Raw genomic sequence first — 17,428 nt, 5'->3', positions numbered from 1 at the left:
CTTTATTTATAAGTGTTTACATGGAAAAATATATAAAGTTATTTATTATTATTTATATGGCACACCCGATTATTCAACGTTGAGCAATGTATCCTATGCTCTTATCTCTTTCTTTTTTGAATAAAAAATGAGGTAGGACACCTTTCTGCCCTACCTCGTTTTTAAATAAGCTTTGATACTTATTTTTCTTTTTTCTCTTCTGTCTCTTCCAGCGTTTCTGTTGTTTCAGTTTTTACTTCAACTGTCTCAGCTGGTTCTTCTGTTGTTTCAACAGTAGTCGTTGCATCATTTGTTACGACAGTTCCTGGTTTGACCGTTTTGATTGCTGCACGATCGTACTCAAGGAAGATCCCTTCGCAGTCTATAACGACTGTCCGTTTATCATTGTCGATTTCTGAAACAACTCCGTGTAATCCGCCAATTGTTACGACTGAATCACCTGGTTTCATGCTATCTAACAAGTTTTGACGTTCTTGCTGTTGTTTCTTTTGCGAACGTGACATAAAAAACCACATTGCTAATAGCGCGATAAACATCACAAGCATTGGTAATGATCCCATTTTTTTCACCTCACTAATTCTGTATCTACAAAAAACACTTTAGCAGAAAAATGCTGCTAACACTAGTTTTTTACTTAATTTTTAAAAGATTTTCCTTTAGAAACTTTTTGCGTTTTCTTTATTGAACCCGTATTCTTCAAAAAAGCCTTCTCTAAATTCAAGCAAATTATCATCCATGATTGCTTGACGCACTTGTTTCATTAGATTCAACAAGAAGTATAAATTATGGTAAGAAGTCAAACGAATGCCAAATGTTTCATCACATTTGATCAAATGGCGGATATAGGCACGTGTATAGTTTTTACATGTGTAACAATCACATTTCTCATCAATTGGACGGAAATCATGGGCATATTTCGCATTTTTCACTACTAGACGGCCTTGAGAAGTCATACATGTGCCATTTCGAGCGATTCGAGTAGGCAAGACACAGTCAAACATGTCTACTCCACGGATAACACCATCGATCAATGAATCAGCAGCACCGACACCCATCAAGTAACGTGGTTTGTTTTCGGGGATCAACGGTGTAGTGAATTCTAATACACGGTTCATTTCTGATTTAGGTTCCCCGACAGATAACCCGCCGATTGAGTAACCAGGGAAATCCATGCCGACTAGATCTTTCGCGCTTTGACGACGAAGATCTTCAAATCCTGCGCCTTGAATGATTCCAAATAATCCTTGACGGTCTGGGTTAGCATGAGCTTTCAATCCTCGTTCTGCCCATCGAGACGTACGTTCTACTGATTTTTTCACGTAGTCGTAACTTTCATCGAATGGTGGACATTCGTCAAAACTCATCATAATATCAGAGCCCAATTTATTTTGGATGTTGATTGCTTTTTCTGGTGATAAAAACATACGCGAACCATTCAAGTGGTTTTTGAAATGCACGCCTTCTTCTTCGATATTCCGCATATCACTTAATGAAAAAACTTGAAAGCCGCCTGAATCTGTTAAAATCGGTTGATCCCAGTTCATAAATTTATGCAGTCCGCCAGCTTCTTCTACTAAGTCTTCACCAGGGCGTAGCCATAAATGATATGTATTACTTAAAATAACGCCAGCACCCATTTCTTTCAACTCTTCTGGGGACATTGTTTTTACTGTAGCTAATGTTCCTACTGGCATGAACATTGGTGTGGGAAAAGTTCCGTGCGGCGTGATCAATTCCCCTAAACGCGCGCCAGTATGTTTTTCTTTCTTGATTAAACGATAGCGAATGGCAGGTTGCGTCATTCATTTCCCTACTTTCTATATAAAATATCTTGACAACTCCCACCATCATAATCGTTTCAAGTGCTTTTTGCAAGTTCCCTCGGCTTCCTTCTACTTTATTTAATATTCTTTTTTTTATTTTTTTTCATGAATAACAAAAAAGAAATAAACATTATGACAGAAATATTTTTTGATACATGGTATATTGGTTTTATGAAAGAAAGGAGGGTAAAATCATGCAATCTTCTGCAGAATTAAAACGCCAAGCAAAAGAGAGTTTAAAAGGTCGGTGGGGTCAAGCTGTTTTATTAAATCTAATCCCTACATTGATTGGTATTGTTGCTATTCTTCTTATTATGATTCCTATTATCTTGTTTGCTATTGCCACATATGATGGCTCAGCGAACGTCTCAGATGCGATGGCATCAGGAAGCGGTAGTTCAGGAGGCGGTGGTGGAATTATTTCTAGCATTATCAGCGCTTTGTTCATGAGTGGTATTTCTTGGACTTATCTTGATGTTTTACGTGGTCAAAAAGATCAGATTGAACCATTCAAAGATGCATTTCGTGGATTCAAAGGTTTGTTTATCGGCGGAGTGATCGGTTTAGCTGTGTTGATTTCAATCTTTACAACATTATGGGGTTTGTTATTAGTTATTCCTGGAATCATTAAAAGCTATTCTTATTCTCAAAGCTATTTTATCTATTATGATATCGTCCAAGAAACAGGTCAAACGCCTAAAGTACTGGATACGATCACCGCAAGTCGAAAATTGATGGATGGTTACAAAGGAAAACTTTTCTGGTTAGATCTTTCATTTATTGGCTGGCATATCTTAGCATTAGCAACTGCTGGTATCGGTTATCTATGGCTCAGCCCATACATTTCTGCAACAAAAGCAGCATTTTATGAACAATTGCCGAAAGATATTTAAAAGAGAGTGTGACTTGTGACCGAGGGGTTGGTAGGAGAACACCGTTTATCTAGAGGCAGTAAAAGAAATATTCAGCCTATTAGCAAAAAAGGAGGTGTGACAACATTCATGTCACACCTCCTTTTTGTATAGTTCCAGTAAAAAGAAAATCAACTTAGAAACAGTTGATCATTCCTCTTCTTCTGCTTCCGGTAATCGATGGAACTTGATCAGTTCATTGACCGCGATTGGTACGATAGACAAAATCCCTACCAAGAACCAGTGATTCAAACTGATGTGTACTAGGCCGAATAGTTCTTGCGTAAACGGCAGCAAAGCAACAGCTGTTGTAATAGCTAATGCCAGTAACGCCATTTCAAACAACGCTTTATTCGTTGCTAAATTGACTTTGAAGATCGATTGACTGCTGCGTACATTGAACACATGCAAAATTGATGAATAAGCTAAGATCAAGAATGCAACTGTTTGACCGACATGCTGACTTGCGTCTACCCATGGACTGATGGTATCGACATAACTACCTAAATAATAACCAAACAGTGTCACGATGGTAAAGACCCCTGCGTTTATGGCGATTTTTTGCAATAAGCCTCGAGCAAAGATTCCTTCGTTTTTCGGAATAGGTGGCTGATCCATGATACCGTGTTCTGCTGGTTCTCTTCCTAATGCAAATCCTGGAAGTCCATCGGCAACTACATTGACAAACAGTAGTTGTACAGCTGTGAATGGCGCTCCCCAGCCTAACAGCATCGCAATCAAAACAATAAAGATCTCCGAAATATTGCAACTTAGCAAAAAGTTGATTGCTTTACGAATATTCTGATAAACCGAGCGTCCTTGAATGACAGCATCGACGATCGTCGCAAAGTTGTCATCCGTCAGAATCATATCTGCGGCACTTTTCGCCACATCTGTACCTGTGATCCCCATGGCACATCCGACATTACTTGCTTTCAACGCTGGTGCATCATTCACGCCATCACCAGTCATCGCTACGACTGCACCCGTACGTTGCCAAGATTTGACGATTCGGATCTTATCTTCTGGCGTTACCCGAGCATAGACAGAGAGAGATTTGACACGCGCATCTAATTCCTCGTCTGATAATTGATGCAGTTCTGATCCTGAGAGTGCTTCTGACGGATCATTCAAGATACCTAATTCTTTCGCTATGGCACTGGCAGTTACCACATGATCTCCAGTGATCATGACTGTTTTGATGCCGGCCTTTTTCGCTCGCTTGATTGCTCCTTTACTTTCTGGACGCGGCGGATCGATCATTCCGATCAGACCAATCAAACGTAAGTCTTTTTCCAACGCTTCAGAAGAAATATCTTGCGGTTCTTCGTCATAAGTAGCATAACCAACAGCAATCACTCTCAGTGCCCGTTTACCGAAACGATCATTAACGATTCCTGCTTGTTCTACATCGCCTGAACTAAAGCGCGGAGCCAGAACATCGAATGCTCCTTTGGTGATTGAGATGTATTTTTCACCCATTTGATGAACCGTTGTCATCATTTTTCGTTCAGAATCAAAAGGAAGCTCGTTTACTCGTGGATATTTTTCTTCTAATTCTGCTTTTGTATGATAATTCTCTTCAACAGCCCTAACGATGGCTACCTCTGTTGGATTACCTTTGATAACAAGATCATCGTCTTCTTGTTCGACCGTCACATCTGTACATAATGCAGCCATTTTCAATATTTCCATCGCGCTGTTCGTCATTGAGTCTTCGATATTCGTTACTTCATCGTCTTTGCTCCAGACTCGGCGGACGCGCATTTCATTTTGTGTCAGCGTTCCTGTTTTGTCTGAGCAGATAACATTAGCGGTTCCTAGCGTCTCTACTGCTGGTAGCTGCCGGATAATCGCATGTTTCCTCGCCATCTTCTGCACACCGTATGCAAGTGTCAACGTAACAATAACAGTCAAGGTTTCCGGTACAGCTGCAACAGCCAAGGAAATCGAAGTCATGAACATTTCAAGGAGTGGTTCTCCTTGTAATTCACCAATCACAAATACTAAAGCCGCAGCCGCTAAAGCGATCATACTGATTCGTTTGCCTAGCTGATTCAACCGGACCTGTAAAGGTGTCTTTTGCATGGTGTTTTCGTTCAAAAGATCCGCGATCTTACCCATTTCAGTAGCCATACCAATAGCCGTGACGATGGCTTTCCCACGACCTGCAGCAACCGTACACCCTTTAAATACCATATTAAGTTGGTCACCTAATGACTCATCTTCTTTTGCGACGAATGCTGCATCTTTTTCGACTGCTTCACTTTCTCCAGTCAGCGCCGATTCTTCTACACGTAATTGGGATGCTTCGATCAAACGGGCATCGGCAGAAATAGCATCACCGGACTCTAAAACAAGAATATCCCCAACCACCAGTTGCTCTGACTCGACAGTGGTCACTTTGCCGTCACGTATGACAGTTGCCGTTTGTTTATTCATATCTTGCAAGGATTCCAGTGCTTTTTCTGCGTTTCCTTCTTGGACGATTGACAATACCGAGTTGATCACAACGATAGCGATGATCAGCAGTCCTTCAAATAAATCTCCATGCTCTGTAGCAAATGCAGTATAAAAGGAAATCACCGCTGCTATAAGAAGTACGATCGTTGTAAAATCCGACAAGCTTCGAAAGAATTTTTTGATCATTGATTCTTTTGGTGCCTCATTGAATTTATTCAATCCCTGCTTTTTTCGTCGTTCATCCACTTCTTGTGAAGACAACCCAGTATCTGGATCTGCTTCCGTTACCTTCCTTACTTCTTCTATTGTCTGCTTGTATTCTTCCATCCTATTCCTCCTTTAAAATCTTCGTACAAAAAAAGGTACTAATTTTACTATAACATCCTTTTTTTAATTACTTCAAACAAAGGGCCTATTGATTATTTGTTAAGAAAGTATAAAATCCAAAGCACTTACATTTGCAAACGCTACCAAAAGATGCTATTATATAGATGTAAGGAAGGAGGATACCATCAAATAAACAGAAGAATTTCTCGATAGAACAGTGTAAGCAAACAAAGTTGTTAGAAGTACAGGTTTCACCCAGACATGCGTGTAGAGTACAAAACTATAAATAGTGAATGCGTATGGATGTTTGGATCACGAAGTATCCGAAACAAGAAGTAATGCGATACGTAACAATTGAATAACGTAAATGTCTGAAAATTGAATAGGAACAAGAGATGTTTCAAATGTTGAAGATGTAACGAAAACAAAATTTTTGTTTAACATGAAGAAATTCAACACCGTGCTTTGCATGTATGATGGAAAGTTACAATCATTTCTGTTTATTTGAATCCTTCCGAGATACAAGAAAGCCGAGCTTATCGAGAGCTCGGCTTTTTCTTATTTGTACGCATTTTTCTTAACTTTTAACTTGCATTTTACTACATTTTTCATACAAAAATTGATCGATTGTCGCTGAAAAGTTGGTGTATCATAAAGATAGTTCTTAACTTCTTCAATGTTATTACTCGTTAATGAAGTTTCTAGTAATAACACGTGCTTCAAAGCAGAAACGCAACTGCATAATTATCTGCGAATAGAAGCATCGAAAAAAGCTGCCAGTTAAAAAATCGGCAGCTTTTTTCTTTGTTTTTACGGAGATATTCTTGACTTTTTCATACTCAGAGTACGATTGTTCTAAACAGTCTTATTTCACGAACATCGCATCTCCGAAACTAAAGAAACGATAGCGCTCGTCAATCGCATGCTGATAAGCAGATAATGTCAATTCTCTTCCGGCAAAAGCACTTACTAACATGACTAAAGTTGATTTTGGCAAATGGAAATTAGTTGAGAAAGCTTCTACCACTTTGAATTCATAGCCAGGCGTAATGAAAATATCAGTCCATCCGCTGTCTGCTTTGATTTCTCCATTAAATTTCGTCCCAATCGTTTCTAATGTTCGAATTGAAGTTGTTCCGACAGCCACGATTTTCCCGCCATTTTTACGTACTTGATTCAATCGTTCAGCTGCTTCTTCCGTCAAACGGTAGAATTCACTATGCATATGGTGTTCTTCGATCTTATCTACGCTGACAGGACGGAACGTACCTAACCCTACGTGTAGTGTCAGATAGACTAATTCAACACCCTTTGCTTCGATTTCATCAAGCAGTTCTTTCGTAAAATGCAATCCCGCTGTTGGCGCTGCAGCAGACCCATTTTCTTTCGCATAGACAGTTTGATAGCGATCTGGGTCTTCCAGACGTTCTTTGATATATGGAGGCAATGGCATTTCTCCCAATGATTCAAGAATCTCTAGGAAAATTCCTTCATACTCAAAGTCAATGATCCGTCCGCCGTGTTCCAATTCTTCTTTCACTACTGCTTGCAGTCTGCCATCACCAAAAGAGATTCTTGTCCCAACTTTGGCACGTTTCGCAGGTTTGATCAATGTCTCCCACGTATCTCCTTCTGTATTCGTTAGAAGAAGGACTTCTAAATGAGCACCAGTATCTGGTTTTTCTCCATATAAACGAGCAGGCAGAACTCGTGTATTATTCATGACTAGCGCATCACCAGGGTGTAATTCTTCAATGATTTCATGGAAATGCTTGTCTTTCATTTCTCCAGTTTTCCGATCCAAAACAAGTAAACGAGAATGATCGCGGTCTTTTAATGGTGTCTGTGCGATCAACTCTTCCGGCAAGTCAAAATCAAAATCTTCTGTTGTTAACATATCGTCACTCACTTTCTATCATGTGCTCAATCATTCTACCATTTTTCGTGCTGAATTGGCAAAAAACGGCGACTGATTTTTCTTGACTCTGTCCCTTTTATTTTCATCAAAAACACTCAGCGCCCAAAAAAATACACCTCATTTGTAATCTAGCGTTCTTTTAGGCATACTAGTAGTAGGAGAACCTTCATTGAAAAAGAAAAGAAGAGGTGGCACCATGATTGAATTCCAGAATGTCTCAAAAATCTATAAAGGCGGAAAAATCGCTGTCGAAGACGTCAATCTATCGTTTGAAAAAGGCGAATTCATCTGTTTTATCGGTACAAGCGGAAGCGGAAAAACCACAACGATGCGGATGATCAACCGAATGACTGATCCAACACAAGGGAAAATTTTGATTGATGGAAAATCCATCCAAGAAATTGATCCAGTGGAATTGCGACGTCAGATAGGCTATGTTATCCAAAGTATTGGATTGATGCCTCACATGACGATTCGTGAAAATATCACTCTTGTCCAAAAATTGTTGAAAGTCAGTCAAGAAGAACGGAATAAAACAGCTGAAAAAATGATTGATCTTGTGGAATTGCCCCGTGAGATGTTAGATCGCTACCCACATGAATTATCTGGTGGTCAGCAGCAGCGTATTGGAGTCGTTCGTGCCTTGGCAGCCAATCAGGATATCATACTGATGGATGAGCCATTTGGTGCCCTTGATCCCATCACTCGCGATTCACTTCAGGATCTGGTCAAAGATTTACAAGAACGACTCGGTAAAACCATCGTCTTCGTTACCCATGACATGGATGAAGCGATTAAACTAGCAAGTCGTATCGCCATCATGAGTGAAGGTCGTGTGATCCAATTCGATACACCAGAAAATATTTTACGTCATCCTGCAAACGATTTCGTAGAAGAGTTGATTGGAGAAGATCGCTTACTACAAGCAAAACCAAATGCGACAAGAGTCGGAGAAGTTATGCTAAATACAGCAATCACGATTACACCGGAAAAATCATTACAAGAAGCAATCAAACTGATGAGGGAAAAACGTGTAGATACGTTGTTAGTTACCGATAATTCGAATGTATTAAAAGGATTTATCGATGTAGAAACGTTGAATAAAAAACGAGGAAAAGTATCCAGTGTAGGCGACATTTTGAATAAACATGTTTTTTACGTAAAAGAATCCGCCTATCTTCGTGATACCTTGCAACGCATTTTAAAACGCGGGCTGAAATACGTGCCGGTCGTTGATGAACAGAACAAAGTCGTAGGTATCTTGACTCGCGCATCATTAGTGGATATCGTCTACGATGTGATTTGGGGAGAAGACCCCGCAACTACTGATGTTGCAGAGTCAGCTACTCCTGAAGAATCTAAGGAGGTCTGACCTATGCAGCAGTTTTTTCATCAGCACGGTTCAGAAATTCTCTCAAAAGGTTTTGAACATCTTTATATTTCGGGACTTGCTTTGATCATTGGTATCATCATTGCTGTACCGCTTGGTGTCTTACTGACACGTTTTCCGAAAGCTGCCACGATTGTGATTGGCTTAACCAGTGCCTTGCAGACAATCCCTTCTCTTGCTTTATTGGCATTGATGATCCCGCTATTTGGTGTAGGTAAATTACCTGCGATCATCGCTCTCTTTATTTATTCATTATTGCCAATTCTACGAAATACGTATATCGGGATGAAAAATGTCGATTGGAATTATCGGGATGTGGCAAAAGGGATGGGAATGACTGAGTTCCAATCCATTTTTTCCGTCGAACTGCCTATTGCTATGCCAACGATCATGGCCGGCATTCGTTTAGCTGCCGTTTACGTGATTGCATGGGCTACCCTTGCCTCTTATATCGGGGCTGGTGGTCTAGGTGATTTGATTTTTAGTGGACTGAATAATTACCAACCAGATCTCATTTTGGCAGGTACGATCCCTGTAACGATTTTAGCACTGTTGGCTGATTGGCTTCTAGGTCTCTTGGAACACCGGCTGACACCGATCGCACTTAGAGAGGAGAATGAAGAATGAAACGTATATTAAAAATGACCATGGTTCTTCTCTCTCTTCTTATACTTGCGAGTTGTTCCTTCCCTGGACTTGCCAGCAATACAGATGAAGACACCATCTCGATCACAGGTGGAATCACTTCTGAAGCTCAGATCTTAGCAAGTCTAGTTGCCGGTATGGTTGAACATTATACAGATAAAAACACAGCGATCATCAACAATCTGGCTACTACAACTATCAACCACCAAGCGATGATGAACGGAGATGCTTCGATTTCAGCAGCTCGTTACACAGGAACAGATTTAACCACTACATTGAATCTTCCTCCTGAAAAAGATCCGAAAAAAGCATTTGCTACCGTGAAAGATGAATTTGAGAAAAGATACGATCAAACGTGGTTCCCGTCCTATGGTTTTGAAAATACGTATGTCTTTCTTGTTCGAAAAGACACCGCACAAAAATACCATCTATCTAAAGTCAGCGATCTGAAAAATGTAGCGGATGAATTAGTAGCTGGTGTAGATACTTCTTGGATCAATCGTAAAGGAGACGGTTACGACGGCTTCCAGGAAACTTATGGCTTCTCTTTTAATTCGATCTTACCTATGCAGATTGGACTTGTTTACGATGCAGTCGAAGCAGGAAAAATGGATATTGTTCTTGGCTACTCTACGGATGGACGGATTGCCAGTTATGATCTAGTCATGTTGGAAGATGATCGTCAATTCTTCCCACCATATGATGCTGCTCCAGTTGTAGACAACAAGGTATTAGCTGATACACCTCATTTAAAAGAAGCCTTAAATAAGTTAGGTCATACCATCAGTACGGAAAAAATGCAGGAATTGAACTACGAAGCAGATAATAATCTAGTGGAACCATCAGTAGTAGCACAACGTTTCTTACAAGAAAACCACTATTTTGAAGGGAAGTGAAGCAATTGGATAAAATGAATGTCTTTCAACAATTTTTCTATTATTTCCAGGAAAATGGCTCCTATATCTTTGCACAATTTATCCGTCACTTCCTGATTTCTATCTATGGTGTCCTCTTTGCAGCAGTTGTCGGGATTCCGGTCGGGATCATGATTTCTAGGAGACGTAAATTAGCAAACTGGGTGATTCGTTTGGCGAATATCATCCAGACGATCCCTTCCTTAGCCATGATCTCCATTCTGATCATTGGATTAGGTCTGGGAGTCAATGTCGTGATTGTTACTGTATTTTTATATTCCCTGTTACCCATTATCAAGAATACGTACACTGGGATGATCCAAGTAGACAAAAATATCCTTGATGTCGGCAAAGGCATGGGGATGACTGCTAGACAACGACTATTCATGGTAGAGTTACCACTCTCTGTTTCTGTTATCATGGCAGGCATAAGAAATGCGTTAGTTGTTGCCATCGGGATAACCGCGATCGGTGCATTCGTCGGTGCTGGTGGTCTTGGAGATATCATTATCCGAGGAACCAATGCAACAGATGGCACATCGATTATTTTAGCCGGTGCATTGCCAACTGCATTAATGGCGATCATCACGGACTGGCTTTTAGGTATTTTGGAAAGACGGCTAGATCCTGCTTCAAAAAAATCGCAGACAGAATGAATCAAGACAAAAAAAGGTCGTAGCGCTTGAGCGCTACGACCTTTTTTATTTAAATGATATTCAATAAACTACTTTGTGTCCCAGATTCTTGATGGACTTATTTCTTCAAATGGTAGCTATAGGTGCTGACAACGATATTTTCACGCCAAGACAATCGCAATCTTAACCGCAAACTTGTTTGGTTATGGAGAATATTCTGCCAGCGTCTGTTTGGTACAAATTGAGGAATCAGCACAGTAGTTGTATAGTTTTGTTTCGCTGCATTTTTACTTACGATATCTACATAACGGATAATTGGATTTTCAATCGAGCGGTAAGAAGAGTGGACGATTGAGAAACGGACATCTGGGAAATGCTTTTTAAATTCTGCTTCGATTTCTTTTTCTTTTTCGACATCTTCGTCTAGCGAAACGTGCATCGCAACGACATAATCACCGATCGAACGTGCATAATTCAACGCACCGATATTCACCCGTGTCACATTCCCAACTAATACAAGAACGGTATTTCCGTCATAGTCATGTAGTTTTGCATCATTTTCTAAACGAAGCTGTTCTGCCACTTTTTTATAATGATCATGGATCTTATAAAAAATGAACATAACGATTGGCATGATGATGAAGAAAGGCCAAATGTCTCCTAACCGATAGACGAACAAAATCGCAATGATTGCATATGAGATGAACGCACCTGTAATATTGGCAATCGATTTGCTTAACCATTTTTTTCCTTCTTTTTTCCATTTGACGACCATCCCTGTTTGAGATAAAGCAAATGGAATGAACACGCCGATAGAGTATAACGGAATCAAGCGTTCTGTTGAGCCATGGAAAATAAACAGCAACACGATCGAACCTAGCGCTAGAGTGATAATCCCATTGGAATAGCCTAGTCGATCCCCACGATCTTGATACATGTGAGGCATGAATTTATCTTTTGCCAGATTGTATGCAAGAACTGGAAAAGCAGAAAAACCAGTATTGGCAGCAACGGCTAAAATCAGCGCTGTAGCAAATTGAAGGATGTAATACAAAATACCATGTCCAAAGACAGCTTTACCGATTTGAGACAAAACAGTGACTTCTTTTTCTGGAACGATTCCATACCAATAATTGATAAATGTGATTCCAACGAAGAAGAAACCTAAGATCAAGGCCATCATCGTCAATGTGGCAGCGGCATTTTTGGCTCTTGGCTTTTTGAAGAATGGTACGGCATTACTGATAGCCTCAACCCCAGTCAAAGAGGAGGAACCAGAAGAAAATGCTCGTAAAATCAAGGCGATAGAAACCCCCGGAACAGCCGCTCCTGGAAGCGCAGTAGCTTGCAATGGCACAGCACCTGTCACGATATTATATAACCCAACAACGATTAGCAACGAGATCACAAGGATAAATGTGTACACCGGAAATAACAGGAACGATGCAGATTCTCTCAGACCACGAAGATTCAGCATCATCAGTAGTAAAACGATTGTCACAGAAATAGCAACTTGATGCCCGTATAATGCTGGCACCGCTGATGTGATTGCTTCAGCACCTGCTGAGACAGATACTGCTACCGTCAACATGTAGTCGATCAATAAAGAGCCACCGGAAATCAAGCCCGCATTCTTCCCAAGATTCTCACTGCTGACGACATAAGCTCCACCGCCATGAGGATAAGCATGGATGATTTGACGATATGATAGCGTTAAGGAAATCAATAAAATAATAACAAAAGCGGCAATGGGCAGCGAATACCAGATAGCTGCAGCAGACAAAGCGACTAAAACGACAACGATTTGTTCCGTACCATATGCAATAGATGATAACGCATCAGACGACAATAATGCCAAAGCAGCAAAACGGGTTAATTTGTGCTCATCATTTTCAGCAGATTTTAAAGGCTTACCTACTAACAACCTTTTTAAGTAATCCAATTTTTAAACTCCTTTACACGCAATTTTACTTCAAGTATTATAGTCGAAAATTTATAGTAAACAAGATGTTATAGTACGCTCACTGACCTTAAAAGTCAATAAACTTTAAGAAAATAATTGGAAAAAAACAGAAAAATATCAAGCCCTTTTTCAAACGCTTTAATACAGAAAAAATCTAACATTTTTTTATGGGCTTTTTCTTTGAATTCTATAATAAAAGGATAGAACTTGACTTAGAAAATCAGGTTCTATCCTTTTTTATATCTTAACTTTTGAAAGAGAAATGTGAAGCTGTTTTTGTTTGGTCATTCTTATTACTTTATGCAGAACAGCTTTTTCACAACCTCTTGGTACACGGTGTTCCATCAGCTGACCCTCGGTATTAGCTCAAAACGCTGATCTCACACCCTCTTTTCTTTAATGAAAAATATGGCTCTCGTGCGCCGCTTCTTTGAATTTCGTCATTTTTTCTTCGATGAACGGATAGACTGCCGTTCCTACGACTCCAAAGACAACAAACAAACCGACCATGATCCAGATTGCATTCGTAGCATTTGGCCAATAAATGCCTCCTGCAGATTCTCGCAACAAGTTTACCGCATGCGTAAATGGCAAGAACGGATTGATCATTTGGAAGAATTTTCCTGAGACTTGGATCGGATAGTTCCCGCCTCCACCAGAGATTGACAGTACTAAAATGATGATAGCGATCCCTTTACCGACATTATCGAATAATGCAGCCAAGACGTAAACGATCATCATGAACGCTAAGGCGATCAAGACAGCAAATGACACGCTGTAAACTGGATTTTGGACATCTACTCCTAGTAAGAAAATATTCCCTAATGTAACAATCAAGCTTTGCGCGATTGCCATTGTCAAGAATGTCAGCATACGAGCAACGAATTGTTCTCGTTTCGTAAAATTGTTTCGGTCTTTCTTTCCTAAATAGTATTCTGTCGTAGCAACACTTGAAAGAAGAACAGCGCCGACCCACAGACATAGTGCAGTATAAAATGGGGTGCTAGCTGAACCGTTATTTGCGATTGGATAGAGCGCATTGGTTTGCAGCTCAACAGGTTGTGTAAAGAAGTCACTTTCTTTTGTTGCATCTAGTTTCAATAATTTGATGACTTCGCCTAGATCAACTTCCTGTTCGCCTTTTCGGATCGCATCTGCTGCTTTTTGGATACCAGCTTTGATATTTGGCCAGTCATTGTTGATCAAGTCCGCAGCAGCGTTCACAGCTGTTTCGACTTCTGGCATTTTTTCATTTACTGTTGTCAATGTACCGGTGATTTCATTTTTTAGTGCGGGCCAATCATTTTGGATAAAATCAGCGGCCAACCCTAATTTTTGCTGAAGGATCGGTAATTCATTGTTGTATAGGTCTGCCCCTTCATTGATGCCATTGAGGATGGTCTCCATATTGCCATTCAACATTGTATTGGCATCGTGGATTTCTTGTCCAATTGCAGGCATTTCTTTTTGATATTTTTCTAAGATTGCCACTGCATTTGTTACAGTTGCTTTCGTTGAGCTGAGAAGCGAATCAAAGTCGATCTGGTCCGCTTTGCTCAGTGCGCCTTGTGCAGTCCCAATCGTATCGATGACTTGGTCTAGTAGAGAAGTGACGGTGGAGCTGACTTGATCCGTCTTGATACCAGTAACGATATCATTAACATTTTCAGCAGCAGTTTGTACTTGTTTTAATAAATCAGTAACTCTATCCGTGTTCCCTTCTTGAACAGCTGTGTTCAAATCAGTGAGACGACTTTGCAAATCGCCTAGCAAGGGTTTCAATTGATTTAGCTGATCAATAACTGGCTGCAATTTCGTATTTCCAGCACTTGTTTGCAATTTAGTCAGGAACTCGACCAGTTTATCGATTGCATTTTGTTGTTGAGGAATACTGTTGATAAAACTGTTTAATACATTCCCGATATCTTCTTTTTCTTTTTCACTTAGTTGGTTATCTTGGACAGCTGCATTGATCGTCTCAGCTAGCGAACCTGTCGTTGTTGCCACTTGTCCAATTGACTTCAATGTAACATCTACACTGTTTGTGATGCTTGGTATCGCATCTTTCAGCTGAGAGGCACCTGATTTTGTTTGGTTTGCTAAATCACTTGCCTGGTTTTCTAAATTTTTCACATCTGGCAAGATATCTTGTACTTGTTGGATGATCGTCAAGCCTTGTTTTGCTTCGTCAATTCCTTGATTCATTGTCTCTTGGATCGAAGCAAAATCACCGTCGATCTCTGCTAGTTGTTTACCGGCATTTTGGATCTCTGGGATTTTTTCTTGCAAATCAAGGATGATTTTTGCTTGGTCTTTCAATTCAGGCATTTTGTCATTCAATGCAACGACTTTTTCGCCCATCTCGTCTACTTTAGGGATGTAATCCACGAATTCATTTGCTTTATTCAGTTTTTCTTTAATGTCAGGTAGTTGACTTTGTAATTCGAGGACTTGCTTTGTGTAGCCGTCGATCGTGTCCAGATTTTCATCTGTTGATAAAATCATATCTTTGACTTTATTGATACTTACTAGGTTCGTATCGATGTCGTAACCTATTTCATTGAATACTTTCAATAAAGTCGAACTGGCTGTTTTGATAAATTCATTTGTGATTTGCGATTGGATCGAACTTGCTCCTTTATCGGTGATTTTCGGTGCAATCGCATTGATTTTTTCATTTACCGTATATTCGATTTTCGGTTTCTTGATGTCACCACTAGTAAAACTCAGCAGATCTTCTGAGAAATCCTTTGGCAGGTAAATACCTGCGTAATACTTTCCGGAACGGACTCCGTCTTCTAATTGCTCTTTTGAATCAACGAATTGCCATCCTAATTGTTTATTTTTATGAAGCGATTCGATGACTTGCTTCCCAATGGCCACTTCTTTACCTTGAAACTCTGCTGGCTTGTCTGCACTGTAAACAGCAATTGGCAGCTCTCCAGTATTTCCATATGGATCCCATAGTGCTTTAATGTTAAACCACGCATATAGCGAAGGGATGATCATGATCGCAATGATCAAAAGTGTAGCAATCGGGTTTTTGAAAATCCGTTTCCAGTCAAGCAAATATAAACGAAGTGTATTTTTGATTGACTGCATAGTTCTCCCCCTTCTTCTTTTTTCAGCTGAATTACTTTACCATGTATTTCATACTTTTTTCAATCGGCTTTTTTCAAAAAAGTCGAATTTTTGGACATATCACGGCAATTGTCTCATTGTAATCTCTTACATATTGAGAAATAATTAAGGATTACAGCCTTTACTTTATCATGAAATAAAAGGGAAAGATAATTTTATGCCAAAGTTTTTATCTATTATACGTATACGCAAAAAAGCTAAAACACTTTTTTGGTCTTTGCCCCTACAAAAATGTTTCAGCTTTTTTCATTTTTTATTCCTATATTTCTTACTTTTCGAATGACAAAATGATTTTCCCAGCAGGAGGATGCCCTTCAACTTGCTGATGTGCTTGGATGACATGTGCAAGGGAAGCAGACAGATTCATTGAAATAAAAATATGAAAGGCACCTTTTTGATAGGCTTTGATTATGCCAGCAAAGGCTTCTGCATCTTGATATTCCTTTCTTGGAACAAATGATTCATAAAAGCCTTCCTTTTTTTGCCGCAAATCTAGGTCTGGGAGGTCATTTAATGCAACATATCTCCCACCTGGTTTCAGGATATGGATGCCGGTTTCTCCTTTGATGCTTCCTTTCGTGGCATCAATCACAAGGTCTGCTTGATCAGCAAATTGCATACCTGGATCTGTTTTATCATAAGCAGCAAATGCTGAAGCTCCTAGTTTCCTTACTTTTTCTTCGTTTTTACTAGAGGCACTGGTTAAGATTCGGATACCCTTTTCGTGGAGAAGCTGGATCAGACTAGACCCGACCGCACCTGAGGCACCTAGAACCATCACTGTATCTGTCGGCTGGATTTCCGTCAAATGATTGATTAGATTGTACGCCGTAATCCCGGGTGTGACCATTCCGGCTGCTTCTTCCCAACTCATTTCATCTGGAATTTTTGCTGCTTTTGCTGATGGCAGTACGACTTCTTCTCCGTAAGTCCCGCCGACTGCATGGACAGCTACTCGATCACCTACATGAACAGTTGTGACATCTGAACCAATCTCTGTCACGATACCAGCGCCATCATTACCTAGTACATAAGGGAATTTCAATGTTCGTATCTCTTTCATCTCTCCTGAACGCAAGGCAACATCATACGGATTCACGCTGAATGCTTTTATTTCTACACGAATATGTCCGGAATCGACTTTTCTGGGATGAGCATCGATTTCTTCAAAAACATCTTGCGCTTCTCCGTAACCGTTAATTGCAAATCTTCGCATGGTTACCATCTCCCTTTTTCTTTAAGTTTACGTTCATGCCTTTATTTAGACAAAAAAAATGTCTTTTCGATTTGGAACATGA

12 protein-coding genes are annotated in these 17,428 nt (G+C 40.0%); 5 read left to right on the top strand and 7 right to left on the bottom strand.

Features of this window, described 5'->3' with window-relative positions; translation table 11 throughout:
* Nucleotides 1-179: 179 nt before the first annotated feature.
* Together yajC and tgt are read right to left on the bottom strand one after the other, a co-directional pair.
* Complete coding sequence (gene yajC, locus QK255_RS01015; protein WP_002293398.1) at nucleotides 180-560, bottom strand: preprotein translocase subunit YajC; 381 nt, start codon at nucleotides 558-560, stop codon at nucleotides 180-182.
* A gap of 96 nt (nucleotides 561-656) precedes the next feature.
* Nucleotides 657-1,802, bottom strand: a complete 1,146-nt coding sequence (gene tgt / locus QK255_RS01010; protein WP_002293399.1) for a tRNA guanosine(34) transglycosylase Tgt — start codon at nucleotides 1,800-1,802, stop codon at nucleotides 657-659.
* Nucleotides 1,803-2,017: 215 nt separating this feature from the next.
* Between tgt and QK255_RS01005 the strand changes: the two genes are divergently transcribed.
* On the top strand, nucleotides 2,018-2,716 hold the full coding sequence (locus tag QK255_RS01005; protein WP_002293400.1) for a DUF975 family protein: 699 nt from the start codon (nucleotides 2,018-2,020) through the stop codon (nucleotides 2,714-2,716).
* A gap of 168 nt (nucleotides 2,717-2,884) precedes the next feature.
* Here QK255_RS01005 and QK255_RS01000 read toward each other — a convergent pair whose 3' ends face one another.
* Nucleotides 2,885-5,524, bottom strand: coding sequence for a cation-translocating P-type ATPase (locus tag QK255_RS01000; RefSeq protein WP_002293401.1), 2,640 nt, complete (start codon nucleotides 5,522-5,524; stop codon nucleotides 2,885-2,887).
* Between the two features lie 865 nt (nucleotides 5,525-6,389).
* Entirely contained in the window at nucleotides 6,390-7,421 is a 1,032-nt protein-coding gene (queA, locus tag QK255_RS00995; RefSeq protein WP_002293403.1) for a tRNA preQ1(34) S-adenosylmethionine ribosyltransferase-isomerase QueA, read from the bottom strand.
* 217 nt (nucleotides 7,422-7,638) lie between these two features.
* Here queA and QK255_RS00990 point away from each other — a divergent pair, with 217 nt between their 5' ends.
* The 4 genes from QK255_RS00990 to QK255_RS00975 are packed head-to-tail and all read left to right on the top strand — an operon-like array spanning nucleotide 7,639 to nucleotide 11,047.
* Nucleotides 7,639-8,814 carry a betaine/proline/choline family ABC transporter ATP-binding protein gene (locus tag QK255_RS00990; RefSeq protein WP_002329721.1) on the top strand — a complete coding sequence of 392 codons (1,176 nt, stop codon included), beginning with the start codon at nucleotides 7,639-7,641 and terminating at the stop codon, nucleotides 8,812-8,814.
* Between the two features lie 3 nt (nucleotides 8,815-8,817).
* Nucleotides 8,818-9,459, top strand: a complete 642-nt coding sequence (locus QK255_RS00985; protein WP_002293405.1) for an ABC transporter permease — start codon at nucleotides 8,818-8,820, stop codon at nucleotides 9,457-9,459.
* Complete coding sequence (locus QK255_RS00980; protein WP_002293406.1) at nucleotides 9,456-10,373, top strand: osmoprotectant ABC transporter substrate-binding protein; 918 nt, start codon at nucleotides 9,456-9,458, stop codon at nucleotides 10,371-10,373. Before QK255_RS00985 ends, QK255_RS00980 begins: the two co-directional genes overlap by 4 nt.
* Nucleotides 10,370-11,047, top strand: coding sequence for an ABC transporter permease (locus QK255_RS00975; RefSeq protein ID WP_002329722.1), 678 nt, complete (start codon nucleotides 10,370-10,372; stop codon nucleotides 11,045-11,047). The genes QK255_RS00980 and QK255_RS00975 overlap by 4 nt, the downstream gene beginning before the upstream one ends.
* A gap of 97 nt (nucleotides 11,048-11,144) precedes the next feature.
* Here the strand turns inward: QK255_RS00975 and kimA are convergent, their stop codons facing one another.
* The 3 genes from kimA to QK255_RS00960 form a co-directional block, all read right to left on the bottom strand.
* On the bottom strand, nucleotides 11,145-12,968 hold the full coding sequence (gene kimA, locus QK255_RS00970) for a potassium transporter KimA (RefSeq protein ID WP_002293409.1): 1,824 nt from the start codon (nucleotides 12,966-12,968) through the stop codon (nucleotides 11,145-11,147).
* Nucleotides 12,969-13,385: 417 nt separating this feature from the next.
* Nucleotides 13,386-16,091: a YhgE/Pip domain-containing protein gene (locus QK255_RS00965; protein ID WP_002293411.1), complete on the bottom strand. Its 2,706-nt coding sequence runs from the start codon at nucleotides 16,089-16,091 to the stop codon at nucleotides 13,386-13,388.
* Nucleotides 16,092-16,398: 307 nt separating this feature from the next.
* Nucleotides 16,399-17,346, bottom strand: a complete 948-nt coding sequence (locus QK255_RS00960; RefSeq protein ID WP_002293412.1) for an NADP-dependent oxidoreductase — start codon at nucleotides 17,344-17,346, stop codon at nucleotides 16,399-16,401.
* Nucleotides 17,347-17,428: the final 82 nt, after the last annotated feature.

It is taken from the genome of Enterococcus sp. ZQ21, from assembly GCF_030053755.1.
Taxonomy (GTDB): Bacteria; Bacillota; Bacilli; order Lactobacillales; family Enterococcaceae; genus Enterococcus_B; species Enterococcus_B lactis.
Note: the sequence above shows the minus strand (reverse complement) of the source record. Positions and strands in the feature narration are given on the sequence as shown.

Bases quoted from the DNA above. Each gene is read 5' to 3' on its own strand.
- tgt (WP_002293399.1), bottom strand. From the start codon at position 1,802: ATGACGCAACCTGCCATTCGCTATCGTTTAATCAAGAAAGAAAAACAT.
- QK255_RS00965 (WP_002293411.1), bottom strand. From the start codon at position 16,091: ATGCAGTCAATCAAAAATACACTTCGTTTATATTTGCTTGACTGGAAA.
- QK255_RS00985 (WP_002293405.1), top strand. From the start codon at position 8,818: ATGCAGCAGTTTTTTCATCAGCACGGTTCAGAAATTCTCTCAAAAGGT.
- QK255_RS00960 (WP_002293412.1), bottom strand. From the start codon at position 17,346: ATGCGAAGATTTGCAATTAACGGTTACGGAGAAGCGCAAGATGTTTTT.
- QK255_RS01000 (WP_002293401.1), bottom strand. From the start codon at position 5,524: ATGGAAGAATACAAGCAGACAATAGAAGAAGTAAGGAAGGTAACGGAA.
- QK255_RS01005 (WP_002293400.1), top strand. From the start codon at position 2,018: ATGCAATCTTCTGCAGAATTAAAACGCCAAGCAAAAGAGAGTTTAAAA.
- queA (WP_002293403.1), bottom strand. From the start codon at position 7,421: ATGTTAACAACAGAAGATTTTGATTTTGACTTGCCGGAAGAGTTGATC.
- QK255_RS00990 (WP_002329721.1), top strand. From the start codon at position 7,639: ATGATTGAATTCCAGAATGTCTCAAAAATCTATAAAGGCGGAAAAATC.
- QK255_RS00980 (WP_002293406.1), top strand. From the start codon at position 9,456: ATGAAACGTATATTAAAAATGACCATGGTTCTTCTCTCTCTTCTTATA.
- yajC (WP_002293398.1), bottom strand. From the start codon at position 560: ATGGGATCATTACCAATGCTTGTGATGTTTATCGCGCTATTAGCAATG.